The organism is Mycolicibacterium llatzerense (assembly GCF_025331195.1).
Classification (GTDB): domain Bacteria; phylum Actinomycetota; class Actinomycetes; order Mycobacteriales; family Mycobacteriaceae; genus Mycobacterium; species Mycobacterium llatzerense.
In genome coordinates, this window is sequence record NZ_LXOV01000001.1 from 392,708 (window position 1) to 410,277 (window position 17,570).

18 protein-coding genes are annotated in these 17,570 nt (G+C 63.4%); 4 read left to right on the forward strand and 14 right to left on the reverse strand.

The features are described from left to right. Nucleotides 1-9: 9 nt before the first annotated feature. Entirely contained in the window at nucleotides 10-1,440 is a 1,431-nt protein-coding gene (locus A7G45_RS02210; protein ID WP_260933135.1) for a form I ribulose bisphosphate carboxylase large subunit, read from the reverse strand. Nucleotides 1,441-1,624: 184 nt separating this feature from the next. Between A7G45_RS02210 and A7G45_RS02215 the strand changes: the two genes are divergently transcribed. After that, nucleotides 1,625-2,632 (forward strand): class I fructose-bisphosphate aldolase, encoded by a 1,008-nt coding sequence (locus A7G45_RS02215; protein ID WP_260933138.1) that lies wholly within the window; start codon nucleotides 1,625-1,627, stop codon nucleotides 2,630-2,632. A 61-nt stretch (nucleotides 2,633-2,693) separates the two neighbouring features. On the opposite strand, the gene A7G45_RS02220 is transcribed toward A7G45_RS02215, so the two are convergent. Next, on the reverse strand, nucleotides 2,694-3,917 hold the full coding sequence (locus A7G45_RS02220) for a phosphoglycerate kinase (protein WP_260933140.1): 1,224 nt from the start codon (nucleotides 3,915-3,917) through the stop codon (nucleotides 2,694-2,696). Between the two features lie 9 nt (nucleotides 3,918-3,926). Beyond that, nucleotides 3,927-4,949: a type I glyceraldehyde-3-phosphate dehydrogenase gene (gene gap / locus A7G45_RS02225; protein ID WP_260933142.1), complete on the reverse strand. Its 1,023-nt coding sequence runs from the start codon at nucleotides 4,947-4,949 to the stop codon at nucleotides 3,927-3,929. 355 nt (nucleotides 4,950-5,304) lie between these two features. Between gap and A7G45_RS02230 the strand changes: the two genes are divergently transcribed. Further along, nucleotides 5,305-5,604 carry a transposase gene (locus A7G45_RS02230; RefSeq protein WP_260933145.1) on the forward strand — a complete coding sequence of 100 codons (300 nt, stop codon included), beginning with the start codon at nucleotides 5,305-5,307 and terminating at the stop codon, nucleotides 5,602-5,604. A 14-nt stretch (nucleotides 5,605-5,618) separates the two neighbouring features. Next, nucleotides 5,619-6,020 carry an IS3 family transposase gene (locus A7G45_RS02235; protein WP_260933147.1) on the forward strand — a complete coding sequence of 134 codons (402 nt, stop codon included), beginning with the start codon at nucleotides 5,619-5,621 and terminating at the stop codon, nucleotides 6,018-6,020. Nucleotides 6,021-6,291: 271 nt separating this feature from the next. Here the strand turns inward: A7G45_RS02235 and A7G45_RS02240 are convergent, their stop codons facing one another. Beyond that, nucleotides 6,292-6,516 (reverse strand): hypothetical protein, encoded by a 225-nt coding sequence (locus A7G45_RS02240; protein WP_260933150.1) that lies wholly within the window; start codon nucleotides 6,514-6,516, stop codon nucleotides 6,292-6,294. After that, nucleotides 6,516-6,863: a hypothetical protein gene (locus A7G45_RS02245; protein ID WP_260933153.1), complete on the reverse strand. Its 348-nt coding sequence runs from the start codon at nucleotides 6,861-6,863 to the stop codon at nucleotides 6,516-6,518. Before A7G45_RS02245 ends, A7G45_RS02240 begins: the two co-directional genes overlap by 1 nt. Before the next feature lie 104 nt (nucleotides 6,864-6,967). On the opposite strand from A7G45_RS02245, the gene A7G45_RS02250 reads away from it, so the two are divergent. Continuing rightward, entirely contained in the window at nucleotides 6,968-7,600 is a 633-nt protein-coding gene (locus A7G45_RS02250; protein ID WP_260933156.1) for a TetR/AcrR family transcriptional regulator, read from the forward strand. 41 nt (nucleotides 7,601-7,641) lie between these two features. Here the strand turns inward: A7G45_RS02250 and A7G45_RS02255 are convergent, their stop codons facing one another. The 9 genes from A7G45_RS02255 to A7G45_RS02295 all read right to left on the reverse strand — a co-directional run bounded on the left by A7G45_RS02255 (nucleotide 7,642) and on the right by A7G45_RS02295 (nucleotide 17,544). Beyond that, nucleotides 7,642-8,868, reverse strand: a complete 1,227-nt coding sequence (locus A7G45_RS02255) for an FAD-dependent oxidoreductase (protein ID WP_260933158.1) — start codon at nucleotides 8,866-8,868, stop codon at nucleotides 7,642-7,644. A gap of 53 nt (nucleotides 8,869-8,921) precedes the next feature. After that, nucleotides 8,922-10,244 carry an alpha/beta hydrolase family protein gene (locus tag A7G45_RS02260; protein WP_260933160.1) on the reverse strand — a complete coding sequence of 441 codons (1,323 nt, stop codon included), beginning with the start codon at nucleotides 10,242-10,244 and terminating at the stop codon, nucleotides 8,922-8,924. Then, nucleotides 10,241-10,975, reverse strand: a complete 735-nt coding sequence (locus A7G45_RS02265) for a TetR/AcrR family transcriptional regulator (RefSeq protein ID WP_260933163.1) — start codon at nucleotides 10,973-10,975, stop codon at nucleotides 10,241-10,243. The genes A7G45_RS02260 and A7G45_RS02265 overlap by 4 nt, the downstream gene beginning before the upstream one ends. A gap of 162 nt (nucleotides 10,976-11,137) precedes the next feature. Next, on the reverse strand, nucleotides 11,138-11,965 hold the full coding sequence (locus A7G45_RS02270) for a class I SAM-dependent methyltransferase (RefSeq protein ID WP_260937912.1): 828 nt from the start codon (nucleotides 11,963-11,965) through the stop codon (nucleotides 11,138-11,140). Nucleotides 11,966-12,366: 401 nt separating this feature from the next. Then, nucleotides 12,367-13,986 carry an FAD-dependent monooxygenase gene (locus A7G45_RS02275; RefSeq protein WP_260933165.1) on the reverse strand — a complete coding sequence of 540 codons (1,620 nt, stop codon included), beginning with the start codon at nucleotides 13,984-13,986 and terminating at the stop codon, nucleotides 12,367-12,369. Beyond that, nucleotides 13,983-14,528, reverse strand: coding sequence for a PNPOx family protein (locus tag A7G45_RS02280; RefSeq protein ID WP_260933168.1), 546 nt, complete (start codon nucleotides 14,526-14,528; stop codon nucleotides 13,983-13,985). The genes A7G45_RS02275 and A7G45_RS02280 overlap by 4 nt, the downstream gene beginning before the upstream one ends. 128 nt (nucleotides 14,529-14,656) lie before the next feature. Next, on the reverse strand, nucleotides 14,657-15,304 hold the full coding sequence (locus A7G45_RS02285) for a TetR/AcrR family transcriptional regulator (protein ID WP_260933170.1): 648 nt from the start codon (nucleotides 15,302-15,304) through the stop codon (nucleotides 14,657-14,659). 450 nt (nucleotides 15,305-15,754) lie between these two features. Then, a complete protein-coding gene (locus A7G45_RS02290) occupies nucleotides 15,755-16,822 on the reverse strand; it encodes a hypothetical protein (RefSeq protein WP_260933172.1) in 1,068 nt (355 codons plus the stop codon). 5 nt (nucleotides 16,823-16,827) lie between these two features. Then, the gene (locus tag A7G45_RS02295; RefSeq protein WP_260937914.1) at nucleotides 16,828-17,544 is read right to left on the reverse strand and encodes a helix-turn-helix domain-containing protein; all 717 of its coding nucleotides are present in this window, start codon (nucleotides 17,542-17,544) and stop codon (nucleotides 16,828-16,830) included. Between the last annotated feature and the right edge of the window lie 26 nt (nucleotides 17,545-17,570).

Here is a 17,570-nt window from a genome sequence, read left to right on the forward strand (position 1 = left end):
TCCGGTGGTTCAGGCGGTCGTCGGCGTTGCGACGACGTCGGGGGTATCGGTGGACTCGTAGTTGAAGCTGATGTCGCCCCAGGTCGCCAACGCCGTATCGAGCGCCCGGTTGGTCGAGGCAGCCTTCTTGAGGATCTCCGGCCCCTCCTTGTAAAAGTCACGACCTTCGTTGCGGGCCTTGATCATCGCCTCAAGTGCTACGCGGTTGGCTTCGGCGCCCGAGGCGATGCCCATCGGGTGTCCGATGGTGCCGCCGCCGAACTGCAGGATCACGTCCTCACCGAGGTGATGGATGAGCTGGTGCATCTGGCCGGCGTGGATGCCACCGGACGCGACCGGCATGACACCGGGCATCGAGGCCCATTCCTGATCGAAGTACAAGCCCTTGACCGGGTCCGCTTTGATGCTGTCGAGCCGCAGCGTCTCGTAGAAGCCCGCGGTGGTGTTGGGGTCGCCCTCGAGCTTGCCGACCACCGTGCCGGCATGGATGTGGTCCACCCCGGCCAGCCGCATCCACTTGGCGATCACCCGGAAGCTGATGCCATGTGACTTCTGCCGCGTGTAGGTGCCGTGGCCTGCGCGGTGCAGATGCAGGAGCACCCCGTTGGCTCGGGACCACTTCGCCATCGACTGAATCGCGGTGTAGCCGATCGTCAGGTCGATCATCACGACCACCGAACCAAGCTCGTTGGCGAACTCGGCGCGCTCGTACATCTCCTCCATCGTTCCGGCGGTGACGTTGAGGTAGTGCCCCTTGATCTCGCCGGTCGCGGCCTGCGCCCGGTTGACGGCCTCCATGCAGAACAGCGAGCGGTCCCGCCACCGCATGAACGGCTGGGAGCAGATGTTCTCGTCGTCCTTGGTGAAGTCCAGTCCGCCGCGCAGCGCCTCGTAAACGACGCGGCCGTAGTTGCGCGCCGACAGGCCGAGCTTCGGCTTGGTGGTCGCACCCAGCAGCGGGCGGCCGAACTTGCCCAGATGCTCGCGCTCCATGACGATCCCGTGCGCGGGTCCCTGGAACGTCTTCACGTACTGCGTCGGGATGCGCATGTCCTCCAGGCGCAACGCCTTGAGCGGCTTGAACCCGAACACGTTGCCGATGATCGAGCTGGTGAGGTTCGCGATCGACCCCTCCTCGAACAGGTCGATGTCATAGGCGATCAGCGCAATCCACTGCCCGGGGGTGTTGGGCACTGCTTCGACGCTGTAACACTTCGCCTGGTAGTGCTCGAAGGTCGTGAGTCGGTCGGTCCACACGACGGTCCACGTCGCGGTGCTGGATTCGCCGGCAACTGCGGCGCCGGCCTCCTCGGGCGGAACACCCTCCTGGGGTGTGATCCGGAAGGCGCACAGCACGTCGGTGTCCTTCGGGACATAGTCCGGCTGCCAGTAGCCCATCTCAGCGTAGGGAATGACTCCCGCGTTCCATCTATCTGCCATGGCTCGAATGCTGCCATCGAGACACTAAAGCTGTCTATCAAGTTTTACTTCCCAACAATGAACTAATTAGTTGATTAACCGGACTACCCCACCCACTCCACCAACAGGGTGAGGCATCCGCGTTCGGCGCGAACCTATCGTGTGCCCACGAGCCGCCACCAGGGCCGATCGAGTAAGGATGATGATGACAACCCGAGCTAATAACTGCAGGCAGATCGCCGAGCGGTTGACCGCACCCGGCAAGGGCATTCTGGCCGCCGACGAAAGCATCTCGACGATGTCATCCCGGCTCGAAGGCGTCGGTGTCGCACCCACCGCCGAGAACAGACGTACCTATCGCGAGTTGCTCGCCACCACTACGGGACTTGCCGACGGGGTCTCGGGGATCATCTTCTGCGACGAAACCCTCGGCCAGACATTCGGCGACGGGCGACCGTTCGCCGAGGCCGTCAGCGAACTGGGCATCCTCGCGGGCATCAAAGTCGACACCGGCGCCAAGCCCTGCCCGGGGCTGCCGGGTGAGACCATCACGGAGGGGTTGGACGGCTTACCTGCTCGGCTGGCACACTATGCCGAAATCGGCGCGACGTTCGCCAAGTGGCGCGCCGTATTGACCATCGGAGATTGCACTCCTACTTGGGGCGCGATCGGCGCCAACGCGAACGCACTGGCGCGGTATGCGGCAGCCTGCCAGGAGGCCGGTCTGGTACCGATCGTCGAGCCAGAGGTCATGATGACCGGCTCACATCCGATCACACAGTGCGAGCAGGTCACCGCAACCGTACATGCTGCAGTCCGCCAACAACTTTCGTTGTTGAACGTCGACCTGGCCGGCATCGTGCTCAAGCCGAATATGGTGATCGAGGGCGAGGACTGCCCGCAACAATCCACCCCGGCCGAAGTCGCCGAGGCGACGGTCCGGGTGCTGCGCGCCTGGCCAGCAGATCTGGCAGGGGTGGCCTTCCTGTCGGGTGGGCAGGCGCCGGAACGCGCAACCGCCAATCTCGAAGCCCTGCAAAACCATCAGACACCGTGGCCGCTGACGTTCTCGTTCGGTCGCGCGCTGGTATCGCCGGCTCTCGCCGCTTGGGCAGGCGACCAGGCCCACGTTGCCGACGGTCAGGCTGCACTCAGCGTCCACGTCGCGGCCAACGCAGCAGCACGACGGCGGGCCACGGCTCAGTCTGCGTAGCCGACTCGCGACCAGCCGGCCGGTGAGTGAACACTGGCCGGCCGGCTGGACCGCTTACGCACTAATTCAGGATTTCGATGCCGGGCAGGGTTTTGCCCTCGAGGTATTCCAGCGATGCCCCGCCGCCGGTGGAGATGTGTGAGAAACCGTCCTCGGGCAGGCCGAGCTGACGCACCGCGGCGGCCGAATCACCGCCACCGACCACGCTGAACGCACCCTTGCCCGTCGCACCGATGATGGCCTCGGCCACACCGCGAGTGCCGGCGGCCAACGCCGGGAACTCGAACACGCCCATCGGACCGTTCCAGAACACCGTCTTGGCGTTGGACAGCAGCGCGGTGAATCGCTTCACTGACTCCGGGCCGATATCGAGCCCCATCTGGCCGTCCGGAATACGCTCGGCCGCAACGATTTCCAGCTGGGCGTCGGCGGCGAACTTGTCGGCCACCACAATGTCCACCGGTAGATGGATGACATCAGCATAGGTGTCCAGCAGCTGCTTGCAGGTGTCGATCATCTCCTCCTGCAACAGCGAAGTGCCCACCGAAAGCCCCTGCGCAGCAAGGAAAGTGAAGCACATACCGCCACCGATAATGATGCTGTCCGCCTTGGCGGCCAGGTTCTCGATGACCGCCAGTTTGTCGCTCACCTTCGATCCGCCGAGCACCACCGCGTACGGGCGCTCAGTGGAACTGGTCAGCTGCTCAAGGACCGTGACCTCGGCGCCGACCAACGTGCCCGCGTAGTGCGGCAACAGAGTGGCCACGTCATACACCGAGGCCTGCTTACGGTGCACCACACCGAAACCATCGGACACGAACGCACCCGGCGAGCCATCGGCACCCTCGACCAACGCCGCCAGCTCGCGAGCCAACGCCAAGCGCTGGGCATCGTCCTTGCTGGTCTCACGCTCATCGAAACGGATGTTCTCCAGCAGCAGCACATCACCGTCGGTCAGGCCCTCGGCCCGAGCCAAGGCATCGGTACCGACCACATCGCCGGCCAACTGAACGTGACGACCCAGCCTCTCCCCCAACGCCTTTGCCACCGGCGCCAGTGAATACTTGGGATCCACGCCGCCTTTGGGGCGGCCCAGGTGCGCGGCGATGACGACCTTCGCGCCGGCGTCGGCCAGCGCGGCCAATGTCGGCACCGAGGCAATGATCCGGCCCGGATCGGTGATGTTGCCGTCGTCATCAAGCGGGACGTTGAGGTCGCAGCGCACCAAAACGCCCCGACCGGCAACGCCGTCACTCAGCAACTCATCAAGAGTCCTGATGCTCATATTTGCCGACTACAACGACTTGCCGACGAGCGCGATCAGGTCGGCAAGGCGGTTGGAGTAGCCCCACTCGTTGTCATACCAGGAGACCACCTTGGCCTGGTTGTCGATGACCTTGGTCAGGCCGGAATCAAAGATCGAGCTGTGCGGATCGGTGACGATGTCACTGGACACGATGGGCAGGTCGTAGTACTTCAGGATGCCCTTGAGCTTGCCCTCGGCGGCGGCCTTGACCGCGGCATTGATCTCCGCGGCCGTGGCCGACTTGGCCAACTCGACGGTCAAGTCGGTGACCGAACCCGTCGGGATCGGCACCCGCAGCGCGTACCCGTCGAGCTTGCCCTTCAACTCCGGCAGCACCAGGCCGATGGCCTTGGCCGCACCGGTGGAGGTCGGGACGATGTTCAGCGCGGCGGCGCGGGCCCGACGCAGGTCGCTGTGCGGGCCGTCCTGCAGGTTCTGATCCTGGGTGTAGGCGTGGATCGTGGTCATCAGGCCCTTGACGATGCCGAACTCGTCGTTGAGCACCTTGGCCAGCGGGCCCAGGCAGTTGGTGGTGCACGAGGCGTTGGAGATGATGTTCTGACTGCCGTCGTACTTGTCATCGTTGACGCCCAGCACAATGGTGATGTCCTCGTCGGTGGCCGGCGCGGAGATGATGACCTTCTTGGCGCCCGCGTCCAGGTGGCCCTTGGCCTTGGCGGCGTTGGTGAAGATGCCGGTCGATTCGACCACCACGTCAACACCGAGGTCACCCCACGGAAGCGCGGCGGGACCCTCTTTGATGGCCAGCGCCTTGATCTTGTGATCGCCGACGACGATGGTGTCGTCGCCTTCCAGGCTGACGTCGTAGGGCAGCCGGCCCAGGATCGAGTCGAACTTCAGCAGGTGCGCCAAGGAGGCGTTGTCGGTCAGGTCATTGACCGCCACGATCTCCAGGTCGGTGTTCTTGCCCGCCGCCTTCTGCGCATCAAGAGCCCGGAAGAAGTTACGACCGATCCGGCCGAAACCATTGACGCCCACCCGGATTGTCACATCTGCCCCTTAATTCATTTACGAATGCTCGCCGCCAGCCTAGGCAATCGACGGATCGGAAGTCGCGCGAGAAAATACGGCCAAGCCGCCCAAAGAAGTGAACTGACGACTGTGGACTGACCGTTAACCCCAATGCCGCGCAGTTAGCGTTGGTGGTGGGTTGTCAACCGTCGAGGATTTCGACGGTGACGGTGGTTTTGTAGTTGGTGCGGTCGGTGGGGCCTTTTGCTCGGTGTTTGGAGATGGCGCGTTTGACGACTCGGGGGCTGGAGCGTGACCGCCGGGCTGTGGGCTTGACCCCTGATGGTGGACACCTAACTGGTGGGACTGCTGGTCCTGCGGGAAGGATGTCCGTATGTCGGGCAAGCGGAAGAAGTACACCCCGGAGTTTCGGGAGCAGGCTGCCCGCCTGGTGATCGAAACAGGACGGCCGATTGCGCACGTGGCTGCCGAGATTGGTGTCGGTGAGCAGTTGCTGGGTCGGTGGGTGCGCCTGGCTCAACACCGGGCCGGCGGTGGGGATACTGACCCGGTGCTCGATGCTGATGAGCGCGCCGAGTTGGCTCGGCTGCGCAAAGAGAACGCTGAATTGCGTTTGGACCGTGAGTTTTTAAAAAAAGCGGCGGCCTTCTTCGCCTCCGAACAGAACCGGTAGATGCCTACCGGGTCATGGAGGCGGAGAAGGCCAACTTCAGCATCGTGCGGATGTGTCGGCTGTTGGCGGTGTCGCGGTCGGGGTTCTACAAGTGGCGCATCACCAAGGCTGCCGGTCCCACCGCCGCCCATCAGCGCCGCGGTGCCCTTGATACGGCGGTGGCGGGCTTGCATGCCGACTCCGATCACGTGAATGGGGCACCGCGGATCCTGGCCGACCTGCGTGAGGACGGCTGGACGGTTTCACGCAAGACGGTGGCGGCCTCGCTGCGCCGCCAGGGGTTGGCCGGGATCAGTCCGCGGTCCTTCGCGCCGGTGACGACCGTGGTCGATCTGGATGCGCCGCCCATCCCTGACCTGGTGAAACGCCGGTTCGATGCCGGTGTCATCAATTCGGTGTGGACCAGCGATATGTAATGCCGACGTCGGCATTACATATCTTATGCCGACCCTCGAAATATGCCGACAGTTGTTGCGATGGTGCAGGCCCATCTCCGCAGATCCTCGCCTTAACGCCGGACTCAATCTGTAATCAGTGTGGGCGTCCGAGTAACCATTACGCCGCCAACGACCAGTAAGTCCCTTCTGCTGTGTCGATGACCGGGCCTGACATTTTGGCTAGGTAAGGACGGATCGTGGTGCGCAGCCGGATACCCAAGTGAAGTTTGTAGATACCGTCGGCCGGGATTCAGGATCGCGGCAACCGTGTGGCGGTGCTGGCCGTTCGGGTGTGCCTGCCTTCAAGACGGTACATGATTGGTTGTGCGGCAATATTGTTCGCCGCGAAGGTGCCGAGCACGAATCGCCGGAAGGACGGCAGAAAAATCAGCTTCGGCAGGAATGTGCGCCAGTGTGGCCAGCTGGCGTGGTTGATGATCCCGAAGTCGGTGCGCTCGCCGGGCAGCGGCGCCATCACCTCGGAGTCTGGCAGTGCGGTGTTTTCGACGAACCAGCCGGCAGTGTATTCCCATACGGGAACGAGGCGTTTGGCGTTTTCGGCGTAGAAGTAGTTGAAGAGAAATACCGACGATCGCTGGCCACCAGTCGCGCGATGAACAGATCGGCATACTTTACCGTGCTCGCATGGGCAAGCTCGGCCAATTGGCTTGACACCGCGTCGATTAATGCCCGCTTACCGCGGCTTCTCGGCAGGAAAGGCGCCCGTCGCTCGACGTTGGCGGCCAACAGTAGATACCCAGCCTCGCTGGGCGTCTGCAGCGTCGCCTTGGGGCCATCTCCGCGCGGGAGCACGATGTCCATGGTTGCCTCCTGATCTCCTGTAGCGGGTGGCTCCTGTCAACGCGCCCGCGATTAATTCAACGTTGTTGAAATAATGTTAGTCGGCGTCGGGATAAAATTCAACAGTGACGAATAAAAGGCGGGGTCTTGGGCGGCGGGCCGGCAGTCCGGACACCCGTAGCCACATCCTGGCTGCGGCCCGGGCGCAGTTCCTCGCGGTCGGCTACCGCACTGCCACGGTGCGCGCCATCGCAGGTGAGGCCGGTGTCGACCCCGCCCTGATCAGCTATTTCTTCGGCTCTAAGCAGCGTTTGTTCGGCGAGGCCTTGGCACTGCGGGCCAATCCCGCTGAACTCATCGCCGGCCAGATCGACGGCCCCATCGACGAGCTACCACGACGACTCATCACCGTGCTGTTAGAAACCTGGGACGACCCACACAACCAGCCCACACTCTTGGTGATCGCGCAGACCGGTGCAGGACCCGACGGGGCCGCGCTCACGCGAGGGTTCGTCGAAGAAGTATTGGCGGGCCCGATCATCGAACGGTTACGACAAGCAGACGTCTCAGCCGAGGATGCCCGAATCTGCACGGCACTGTTGATCACTCAGCTCGTCGGGGTCATCTACGCGCGCTACGTCCTTGCCGCCGATCCCGTCACGGCCATCCCCCGGCAGACCTTCATCGACCGCTTCACGCCAGCCCTCAACGCCGTGATCCGTGCCTGTATCCACCCCGCCGACATAGCTAACACATGAACTGACACCAGGCAGCTGATCACCGCGACAGAGCTGCCGACCTATTTCGGGCTGCCGAGACCGGGTTGTTGCTCGCTGGTGTGGATGTGTTCGCGGCGGAATCCAAGTCCCATCGTTCGGCCCAGTAGTCGTTTGATTGGCGCTGATCGGCTTAGCGGCCGCAACATCCACAGCGGTGGGTCGGTTTTGCTCATTCGGGTGAGATTCTTGACTTGCGCACCTTGTAGCGTCTGGGCAATCTTCGTGGGGGTCTGGCGGCGTTTTTGCACCGCGCGCAGGTCGTTGTCGCTGACACGCCCCTTCAGCAGTGGTTGAGCAAGCGTGTTGGCGGCAGCTACGGCGTCGGCGATGGCGTAGTTGACGCCGATGCCGCCCACCGGGGACATCGCGTGTGCGGCGTCGCCGATGCACAACAGGCCAGGTAGCCACCACCGCTGCAACCGGTTGGCGCGGACCGATAGCAGCTTGACTTGGTCCCACTCGGTGAGCGCGTCCAGGCTGTTGGCAAGGAAGGGGGCGGCCGCGGCGATGTTGGACCGAAACGCCGCTAGTCCCTTGGCTTTTACCTGTTCGAAGCTGTCCTTGTCGATGATGGTTCCGCACTGCCAGTACTGCCCGCGGTTGATCGCCAGGATGATCTGGCCGCCGCCGAGGTATCCGATCGTTTCGGGTGCTGACTCAGCGCGCGGCAGCCGGAACCACAGCGCGTCGATTGGCATCGGAAACTCGGTGAGCGGCAGGCCCGATTGGTCCCGGATGACCGACCATCGCCCATCGCAGGCAACCGTGACATCCGCGTGGATCTCGATCGAACCGTCCGGGGTTTGCGCACTCACGCCGGTCACTCGATCGCCGTCGCGCAGCAGCCCGGTCACTTCGGTGTTCATCGCCAGCTGGAAGCTCGGATAATGGTTGGCCTTGTCCGCCAGGAAGTTCAGGAAGTCCCACTGCGGCATGAACACGACGTACTTGCAGGCGGTGGGCAGGTGACGGAAATCGATGAGATCGTACGAGTGGCCGTTGAATCCAAGGCCTAGCTGTTCGACGTTCTCGTGTGGGACCTGCGCGAGGAACTCATCGAGTATCCCGAGCTCGGCCAGCAGATCGGTGGTCGAGGGATGCACTGTGTCCCCGCGAAAATCGCGGAAAAAGTCGCCGTGCTTTTCCACCAGAAGGGTCTGCACACCCGAGCGTGCAAGCAGATAGGCGAGCATCGTCCCGGCCGGGCCGCCGCCGGCCACCAGGCACGTGGTCTTCCAACGATCCATCGAAACTCCCTGTCGTATTCCCAAGCGGGCCACCAAGGGCCGCTAGCCGCGTCTTAGATGAGCTGGGCCACGCCGAGCAGCTGTTTGGCTTTGATTTCGCCTTGTTCTTTCCCGTATTCGGCGAATCGACTGATGAATAGGTCGGCGGCAGCCGGCGCGGCCGGCGCCGGCGCGGGTCCACCGTCGAGGATGTGATTGAGCCAGTCAAAGATGACGGCTTGGGCGTAGCTCAACCCGCCCATTTGGCAGTGACTCGATGCACCTTCGGCGCGGGTGAACAGGCGAAGGTAGCGGTCACAGTTCAGCGCGAGCATGAAGTCGAGCGTGTCGATGATGATGTCGGCCGACGGGGCGGCGGCATCGTGAATGTCGTCCTCGCTGAACAAGAACAACATCGGGTTGTGGTAGTGGTCGGTGAAATCTTTGATGGTGTAGTGCTCATAGATCTGCACCCATTCGCGGGCGTTTCGGATCCCCAGGGTCCACTCGGAGTGTTGAAAACCCCACCGGGCTGGGGTGTTGGCCTTCATCAGCAGCGTGAACGCCGCGTTCATGAAGGCCGTGTTTTTCATGAGCCCTTTCATCCCCGCGCGGGCGGCCGCGCCGCAGTCGACGATCAGCGAGTTGGGGATGACCGCGCGGATTCGTGGGTCGAGGGCTGCGCGGGTGGCCAGGTAGCCGCCCATCGAGTAGCCGATGATGGCCAGTCTGGCGGGATCCACGTCGGGGCGGGTGAGCAGGTAGTCCACCACGGCGCCCACGGGTTTTTCGTAGTCGGGGCGAAATGTCAATCCTGGATTGGCCTTTAACGCACCCCACTGTCCGGGGCCCTCGAACATCAGGCAGTTCCAGCCATAGGCCGGGGCGGCGGCACCGATCCAGCAATACAGTTCCTCCATCGTGGAATCGAACCCGCCCAGCGCGATCAGCGTGGGCCGGCGGCCCTGGCCGCCGGACACGAAATAGGCTGGCAGCCGCGCGTTCTCGAATTGGATGTCCACACACTCGATCGGGGTGTCCATCAGCGTGATCATCCGGTGAAAGCAGTCTTTGCTGCGTCGCCACAACTGGGTATGCCGCACGTCGGTGTGGCCGGCATAGAACACCGCCATCCGGTAGTAGTTGGACGCCCGCAGAAATGCATCGCGGGCACTGACGGTGTTGCCCAACCGGTCCTGGCTCTCCGCGAACGCTGCGACTCGATCAGCGGTGGCGGCCCATTGTGTTATCCAGCTGTCGAAGTTGTTGTTCTTGACCCGGCTCATGGTGTCCATGCACTCTCCGTACTCGGCGGCGCCGCGCGCCTGCAGTGACAATCCCCGTACGAACTCGAAATTGAACCCGCCTACGGTCTTGTTGTCGAAATCAACCTTCATCGCCGATCTCCGGTCGGTGCCGTGTCGGCTCGTCGTAGCGCCGCGATCCAGCTGTTGACCGTCCGGGATTCAGTGCGTTGCAATGCGCCGGCGGGGATGCCCAGATAGCGTTCGATCGCTTCGATGTGCGCTCCGTAGTTGGCCACGATCTCCTTGACGGTCGGCGCGTCCGGTGACCGGTGGGCCGCCGCCAGCAGCTGGCCGGCCAGCGTGTCCTGCAGCGACTGAATGAGACTGACGATGACCGCGCCGGCCTGTTCGGGATAGGCGGTTGCGAACAGATGCTCGTCGACTCCCTGCCGCACGATCGCCGTCAGCAGCGGCGCGAGTCGCTTCGCCACGGCCCGATCCATCTGCAGCCGAAAGACGATGTTGCCGGGTGCATACCAGAGCGGCAGCATCGCCACGAACAGGTTCTGGCGCGCCGATTTCCAGCGGATGCTTTCGCCGAAGAACCGCCGCAGTTTGTCCACAGCATCCCGCTCGCGATCGGCAACAATCGGAGCAAGCACCCGCTGCGAGTCCTCGACCAGCCGCTCGCTGAGCGCATCGATCACCGCCGGCTTGGAATCAAAATAGTGATAAAACGCGCCCTTGGAGATCTGCAGGTCATCGAGAAGATGCTGAACCGTCAGGCGCTCATAACCATTCGACAGAATCAGCCGCTGCGCGGCGTCCAGGATCGCGTCGCGGCGGGCGGCGTGCTCTGCAACATTGACGGTTCGAGCCACCCAACACCCCATCCTTTATTAGACCGACGGTTGGTTTAATAGCGGAATTATGCCGCGCTCTCGGCGACGGAGTCAAGACACCGGGGCGGGTTGACTGACGGCAGCTCGGATTATCCAGTCTGCTGGGTCTTTTGGTGCAGCCACCGGTAATCGCCCGCGCAATCAGAAGGCGTAGCGGTGGAGCTGTATCGCGTTGCGCAGCGCGGGGATAGTCCGCATCATTCTTCCGAGCGCCCGGTAGGCGCCAGACGGCACGTGTTTGAACTCGCCGGTGTCGAAGATAGAGATCGCGGACAGCAAACGAAGACCCGCAACGGCATCCAAAATACTGTCCGGCTTGTTGACCGCCCAATGGAGCGTTGATCTCGAGCGCCGCACGATCGGGTTGAAGTTCTCCAGCGTGATGCCGAGCCAATTGCACACATCGAAGTGCAATTCGCCAGACGGGAATTGCTCGACGACCCGGCGCAGCAGTGCCAGGCCGTCAGCTCTCGTCAGGTACTGAGTCAGTCCTTCGGCGATGAGCAGAACCGGGCAACCGGTTGGGATCGTTCGAAGCCACCTCGCGTCCGCGACCGAGGCAGCGACCGGGTGGTAGTGCGCACGGGCCGGATAGAGTCGTTTCACCAGCGCGATGACGTCTGGGCCGTCGATGTCATACCACTCGACAGCAGCGCCGGGGTCGAGCCGGAACACGCGGCCGTCCAATCCACAGCCAACGTGCAGGACCACCGTCCGCTCGTCTCGTGCGAGACGTTGGCGGGCCCACTTGTCGAGATGAGCCCCGCGAACGGCACCTATGGAAGCGTTACGCACCGTGACGCCGGTCTTGCGCCAGTCGTAATCGATGCGGTCTACCAAGTCCCTGGCGAAGGTGTCACCAAGGATCGGCTTGGCGGCGTCGGCATCCACCGCCCTCGCGTACAACGTCGCCAGCATCGTTTCCGCCGGCCCGGCCAGCCCGATAGGAACGTTCGCTATCCCAGGCATAATCGCCACGCTGTCACGTCTCGCCCGGTGCACTCGGGCGCAGGAGGAGGGCGCCTGCGGGGTGGCCGAGACCAGTCGGTTGCCCTCGGGATCATCTCAGGCATGTCGCAGTCCTTGCGTTGATACGCGGGCCACATGACCCCGACTGCGTACGACCTGGCGCGTTGTCGTGTTAATAGACCGCTGGTTGGTTTATTATGCAAGTTTGCCTCGCTCTCGGCTTGGAGTCAAGGCCCTGGGTCTCTTTTGGATGCCAGGTGGCCGACTGCTCGATACGGGTTACGCAATGCAGTCGATGTTTCGACTCACCTTGTCGAATTCCATTGCTAGAGTTGAGCTGAGTGCGTGATGCAGTTCCGGCCAGCAGCCGCGGCCCAACCGTGGTAATGGTGAACTGCCCGTCAGCTCCGGGCGAGGATGGCTGAAAGCGTCTGGCGCAGTTGTGTTTCTGGTTCGGCGGGGAGTTCATCGGCACGCCACCCGACGAAATCGTCTGGGCGTATCAACAGCGCTCCATCGGGCTCGAGCCCGGTGGCAGCCGCCCAGGCGCCGTCGGGGTCGACGGTGTCGTCGATGCGGTGGACACTGACCGGCACACCCAAGGCCTCCGACGCCGACGTCGCGGCGCCGATCCATCGCACTCCGTCCGCCCCGGTGAGCAGGGTGAACCCGGGATCGAGCAGGTCGAGGGTCGAGATGCGCTGCCCGTCGCGACGTACCCAGACGTGCGGCACGCGGGTACCTGGTTGTCCTCGCAGGTCCTCGACGAGGGATGCGGCGTCCGGATCCGCCGCGGCGGCGTCGCCGTTCACGACCGCGGCCGATCTGTACTGGTAGCCGATGACCACCGCGAAGTTCGACGCCTTTTCCTCCGGCGGCAACGTCACGCTGTCGTCGTCGAACCGCAGGGCTTCAAGCTGCGGGCCAGTGCACGACTGGCGGGCGGAGAAACGCCCAATGGGGTGACGCTCGGTGTGATAGGTACTCAGCAGCGCGGGCTCCGCCACGCCGTTCACCACGGCGGCGAGCTTCCAGGCCAGGTTGTCTGCGCTCTGGATGGCAATGTTGGCTCCCCCGGCCCGAAACGGCGGTATGGTGTGCGCCGAGTCGCCGACGAGAAACACGCGCCCGCACTGGAATTGGTCGGCAACCTGTTCAGCTGGTTGCCAGCGCATGATGTCGATGATCTCCACAGGAATGTGTTCACCGATGGCCTCGAGAAGCAGCTCATGGCAGCGGTCCCGGGTGAATTGCTCGGCAGTTTCCCCGCGATCAGGGAAATAGGTGATCACGAAGACCCCAAGGTCACTGTCGGTCGAGACGAACAGGCCGTCCACCTCGGGATTCTTGACTTGCAGAACGTCCCCATCGCCCAAGGAAGGGATGAATTTGCGCCACGGCCCCCGAAAGTAAATAAGGATGGAGTACAGCGGCCACACGCCCGACCCTGACGTGCTGATGCCAAGGGTCTCCCGGACGGGGCTATGCACACCGTCGGCGGCGACCAGATAGTCGGCGCGCACCATTTCAGACTTTCCGGAATCCCGGTCTCGCAGCACCACGGTGACGCCGTTGTCGTCGTGCTCGAAGGACAACAACTCTGTCCCGTAGCGCACCTCGCTGCCAAGTCGGCGGGCTCGCGCGAGCAGGATCGGCTCGGACCTGCTCTGCGGACAGAACTGCACGGACGGCTCCGGGCTCAGCCCCTCAAACTCGGAGACCATTCCGGCGACAAGAGCGTTCATGGCAACGGCAGGTTCTTCTGTCGCGGCGTTCACGGTCGCCTTGACCACCGTGTCCGACGGATGCTCGGCGACGGCGTGGATCGCATCGCTTATACCGAGACGGCGAAAGATCTCGAAGGTGCGAAAGCCGACGTTGCGGGCTTTCGGATAGACGAAGACCTCACCGCGCCGTTCGACGAGTAGGGAATGAACTCCGTCCTTGGCCAGCAGCGCCGACATCGCCAGTCCGCCGACGCCGGCGCCGACGATGAGCACAGGCACATGCGTGACGTTCATTCGCGTTTGCCTTCCACGGATTCCGTTGTGCCCGCGGGATGCAGCCACAGGAAAGTCTTCGTTCCAGGGCCGGCGATGAACGGCTTCACCAACGCTGGGTAAGCCTTCATCGCCTGAGCCGCGGGGATCAGCTCAGGTCTTTCCAGGGCATACTCTTTGCCGTCCCGGGCGAGTCTGCATTTCCCGGCAGCCAGGACATTTTCACACCAGTCAACGTGGGGATATGCCACCCCCAATACGAAACCGTCGCCAAGCCGGTATGCGCTGAGCGGTGTCACATAGGTTTGGCCGCTGCGCCGCCCGACATGATGCAGCGCACTGAGGTTGAAGTAGAGCATTCCCAGGCGGGTTCCGGCGATCCTGCGGATCGGACGGTTCGCCGTCTTGCCGAATCGACGGATCCTGTCGCTGAACCACCTCACCCGCATGAGCGGCGAGACGGCAAGCAGAAGAAGATACAGACCGGCCACGGCCGCGGCCATCACGATCGGAGCCACCGACAGCACCCGCAGCAAACAAACCGATCGGTTGCGACGTTCCATGGTCTAGCTCGCTCCTGTGCGTGTGCGATCCAATTCTAGGCGGAACGTGTCGGTCTCGTTCCGCATCAAGATTGGCATGCAATGCGACCGACCGCAAGTATCGGCTGGCTCAGGGTGCTACCAACGGGCTACTCGATGGGCTCGGCGGTCGCGAGCGGCAGCAGCACCTGCTCAAGAGCGCGCCGAACGACTACACGATCGATCGGGCGTCCCGTCATCACTCGCAGGACGTTAAGCCCCACGATGGCGTCGGGTATCAGCGTCAAATCGCGACCCGAGGGAATCTCCCCCCGGGCCACGGCCTGATCGAGCACCACGTTGATGATCTGACGCGGCGTGGACAGCGCAAGGTCGTCCAGCGCCGCCGCCAGGACGGGGTGGTGCATCGCCGCCGTCGCCGCACCAACGAGCACCTTGATCGTGCTCAGAGCGGCTTCATCGTAGTCTGGCACCGCGGCAATGAGTGCTTCGATATCGCCGCGCAGGCTACCGGTATCTGGCGGCTGCACAGGTCCAAGTCCACGTCGCCAATGTGCGATCGCGTCGGCCACCACCGCGGCCTTCGACGACCAGCGCCGGTAGATCGCGGCCTTGCCCACCCGCGCACGCGACGCGATGTCGTCCATGCTCATCCGGTCATAGCCAAGTTCGCCCAGCCCTTCCAGGGCGGCTTCGAGGATCGCCGCGTCAAGCGCGGGATCAAAGCGCCCCGGGTTTCTTCCCGGTTGTCGGCGGGTTATGGGCGCCTGGCCGCTTCGAACGCTGTCGGCACGCATCGCAGGTTTCGTCCTCACGTCGGAGCAAGACGGAGCTGTTCCGTTCCAATCTAGCCGCACTGGGAGGCTCACCACAAAGACGCGGGATCGATACACGCACTTATCCCTAGCCCCCCGGCAGCCGTCCGGGTCCGACGCTTTCAGTGCCCGACTTGCAGGATCGCAACCCGCGGCAGGCGGGCAAGTCCCCTCGGACACAATTTCTTAGCTATGCATATAGAAAATCCGATCTGAAATCGATCAGAGTCGGTTTTCCGCGTTTGCTGACGTGGACTGGGTATCAGGTCGACGCCCAAATTGTGCCCTACCGCTTCGCGAGAACCCCGGCCTGACGGCTCCATGCTCCACCTCTTGGCCGGCCAGGTGCGGACTGTCCGCATAGCGAAATACGACGAATCGTTCTGTCCCCCAGACAGCATCCGCCTGCCCATGGACCTATACGCGAGAGGTCTATCCAGTCGGCTCGGCCAGACGTTTCAGGAACTCATGGACCGCTTCAGGATCCTCAATCGCACGCAACAGGCGATGACTGGCGGGAAGGTCACGCAACACGCGTCGGACAGCGCGGCGGTCATCGGGGCGTGCCTGGCCAATCACCGCTCGCGGATCAAACAGCGCGATTCCGGCCAGCGCGATCAGGTCCTGCGCGTGGCGTTCAGGATCGCGACTATCCACCATCCGCGCGTGGGCTTTCGCGACCAAGGCACCCAACAAAGTTGGGCGACGGACATGGCCAACGCGCCCACCGATGTTCACCGGCAACCGTTCGGCCCGTGTGAGCGCCTGGTTGCCGCCGGCGGCCGACAGACCCGGGCGTCCTGATGCCGTTGCGGGGTAACGGTCTTGGCGATCGAGGCCCTCCGGCAGCATCACATCGATAGCAGTCTTCCCCCGGGTGAACCGATACCCGTAGCCGTCGCTGGTCTTTGCTTCATCGAATCCATTGCCGATCAGGTAGAGCGCTGTCGTGCGCAAGGCATCACGGCGCGTCCATACCCCGACGATGACGTCGCCGTCGTCGGTGGGCCGGTGCACTGTGATGCCGTGTTCGGCCAGGTGCAGCGCTGTCATCTGGCCCCCCACAAGGACCCACGGTGGCGGATCGGTCTCCTCAAAATCCAGCAGCGTCGACCACATCGCCGACTGATGCGCGGGCATGTCGGGCAGCAGCACCGGTTCACGGTCAACGTTCGGAATCCGCTCCGGGATGCTACGCAGGATCGCGTCCCAAGCTTGCAGATCGCCGTATCTAAGAGCTGCCACATCATCCGCGGCCAGCCCGCGCAGCGCACCAATATGCCGGTCTCGCTCAGACTTATCCAAGGCGGGCGCCAACCCAACACGGGTGCAGAGCCGGTTTACCGCACGGTCGATGTCCCCACGGCCGGCCACGGCAGGGTCGGGCGCGGATTCGACAATCCCGCAGAACATTTCGGTAGCACCGTCCACCGTTTGGCCAGTGATAGCAGCCAAGGCCGCCACCGCAGTCGCGTTGCATATGCCGATCGTGTCACCCACCAAATTCATTCTTTACGTGGCGCGTGCACGGCGCGCAGCGCGTGGCTCACAAGAGCGCAGCCGACCGCCCGGGTACGTATGTCGGTGTCTTCAGCGAGATCGACACCGGCGATTAGCCGCGGCGCCACCTTGCTCTCGAACACGGCATCGGACAACCGAGAATCCGTAGTCCGCAACGTGAGATTGCCTCGCGCACTGTCGATCAGAATGAAATCCTTCACGAGCTTGCGATGAACGCGCTCATCGACATACGCGTCGGCGAAACCGCCGGTACCCAGCCCGAGATCGTAGGCCTCGAGGGTGCTGATCCCGGTGGCCAAGACACCATCGGCGCCGAGCAGCTCCGTAATATCGCGTTCACCGATCCTGTAGCGACAAACCGACAACGCACGCCGCGCCAACCACCGCTGAACCTGCGCGCAGGTATTACTGCTCTTGACGTCGATACCCGCCAGGCGACGGCGTAGTCGAGTCCGTTCGTTCGGACTCAGTCCGTCTCGCTGGTTATCGCACAGAGCGGCCGCCGCCCACGCGATACGGGGCGCGAACGGACGCCCAGTCGCACCCGCGACCGTCAACTCGTACTGGCGATCGAGACTGTCGACGTCAACGAGCCACTGACTACCGGCCCGGGTGGCCGTCAATGCTCCGGCAGCGATCAGAGCGCGCACCCTGGACGCATTCACGCCTAGGCGCTCCGCGGCTTGCGCCGCAGTGACCATATCCGACACGCACACAACTATAGCGA

Bases quoted from the DNA above. Each gene is read 5' to 3' on its own strand.
- A7G45_RS02285 (WP_260933170.1), bottom strand. From the start codon at position 15,304: ATGCGTGCCGACAGCGTTCGAAGCGGCCAGGCGCCCATAACCCGCCGA.
- A7G45_RS02280 (WP_260933168.1), bottom strand. From the start codon at position 14,528: ATGGAACGTCGCAACCGATCGGTTTGTTTGCTGCGGGTGCTGTCGGTG.
- A7G45_RS02255 (WP_260933158.1), bottom strand. From the start codon at position 8,868: ATGGATCGTTGGAAGACCACGTGCCTGGTGGCCGGCGGCGGCCCGGCC.
- A7G45_RS02240 (WP_260933150.1), bottom strand. From the start codon at position 6,516: ATGGCGCCGCTGCCCGGCGAGCGCACCGACTTCGGGATCATCAACCAC.
- A7G45_RS02270 (WP_260937912.1), bottom strand. From the start codon at position 11,965: ATGCCTGGGATAGCGAACGTTCCTATCGGGCTGGCCGGGCCGGCGGAA.
- A7G45_RS02210 (WP_260933135.1), bottom strand. From the start codon at position 1,440: ATGGCAGATAGATGGAACGCGGGAGTCATTCCCTACGCTGAGATGGGC.
- A7G45_RS02245 (WP_260933153.1), bottom strand. From the start codon at position 6,863: ATGGACATCGTGCTCCCGCGCGGAGATGGCCCCAAGGCGACGCTGCAG.
- A7G45_RS02295 (WP_260937914.1), bottom strand. From the start codon at position 17,544: ATGGTCACTGCGGCGCAAGCCGCGGAGCGCCTAGGCGTGAATGCGTCC.
- A7G45_RS02235 (WP_260933147.1), top strand. From the start codon at position 5,619: ATGGAGGCGGAGAAGGCCAACTTCAGCATCGTGCGGATGTGTCGGCTG.
- A7G45_RS02220 (WP_260933140.1), bottom strand. From the start codon at position 3,917: ATGAGCATCAGGACTCTTGATGAGTTGCTGAGTGACGGCGTTGCCGGT.
- A7G45_RS02275 (WP_260933165.1), bottom strand. From the start codon at position 13,986: ATGAACGTCACGCATGTGCCTGTGCTCATCGTCGGCGCCGGCGTCGGC.
- A7G45_RS02260 (WP_260933160.1), bottom strand. From the start codon at position 10,244: ATGAAGGTTGATTTCGACAACAAGACCGTAGGCGGGTTCAATTTCGAG.
- A7G45_RS02215 (WP_260933138.1), top strand. From the start codon at position 1,625: ATGACAACCCGAGCTAATAACTGCAGGCAGATCGCCGAGCGGTTGACC.
- A7G45_RS02230 (WP_260933145.1), top strand. From the start codon at position 5,305: ATGTCGGGCAAGCGGAAGAAGTACACCCCGGAGTTTCGGGAGCAGGCT.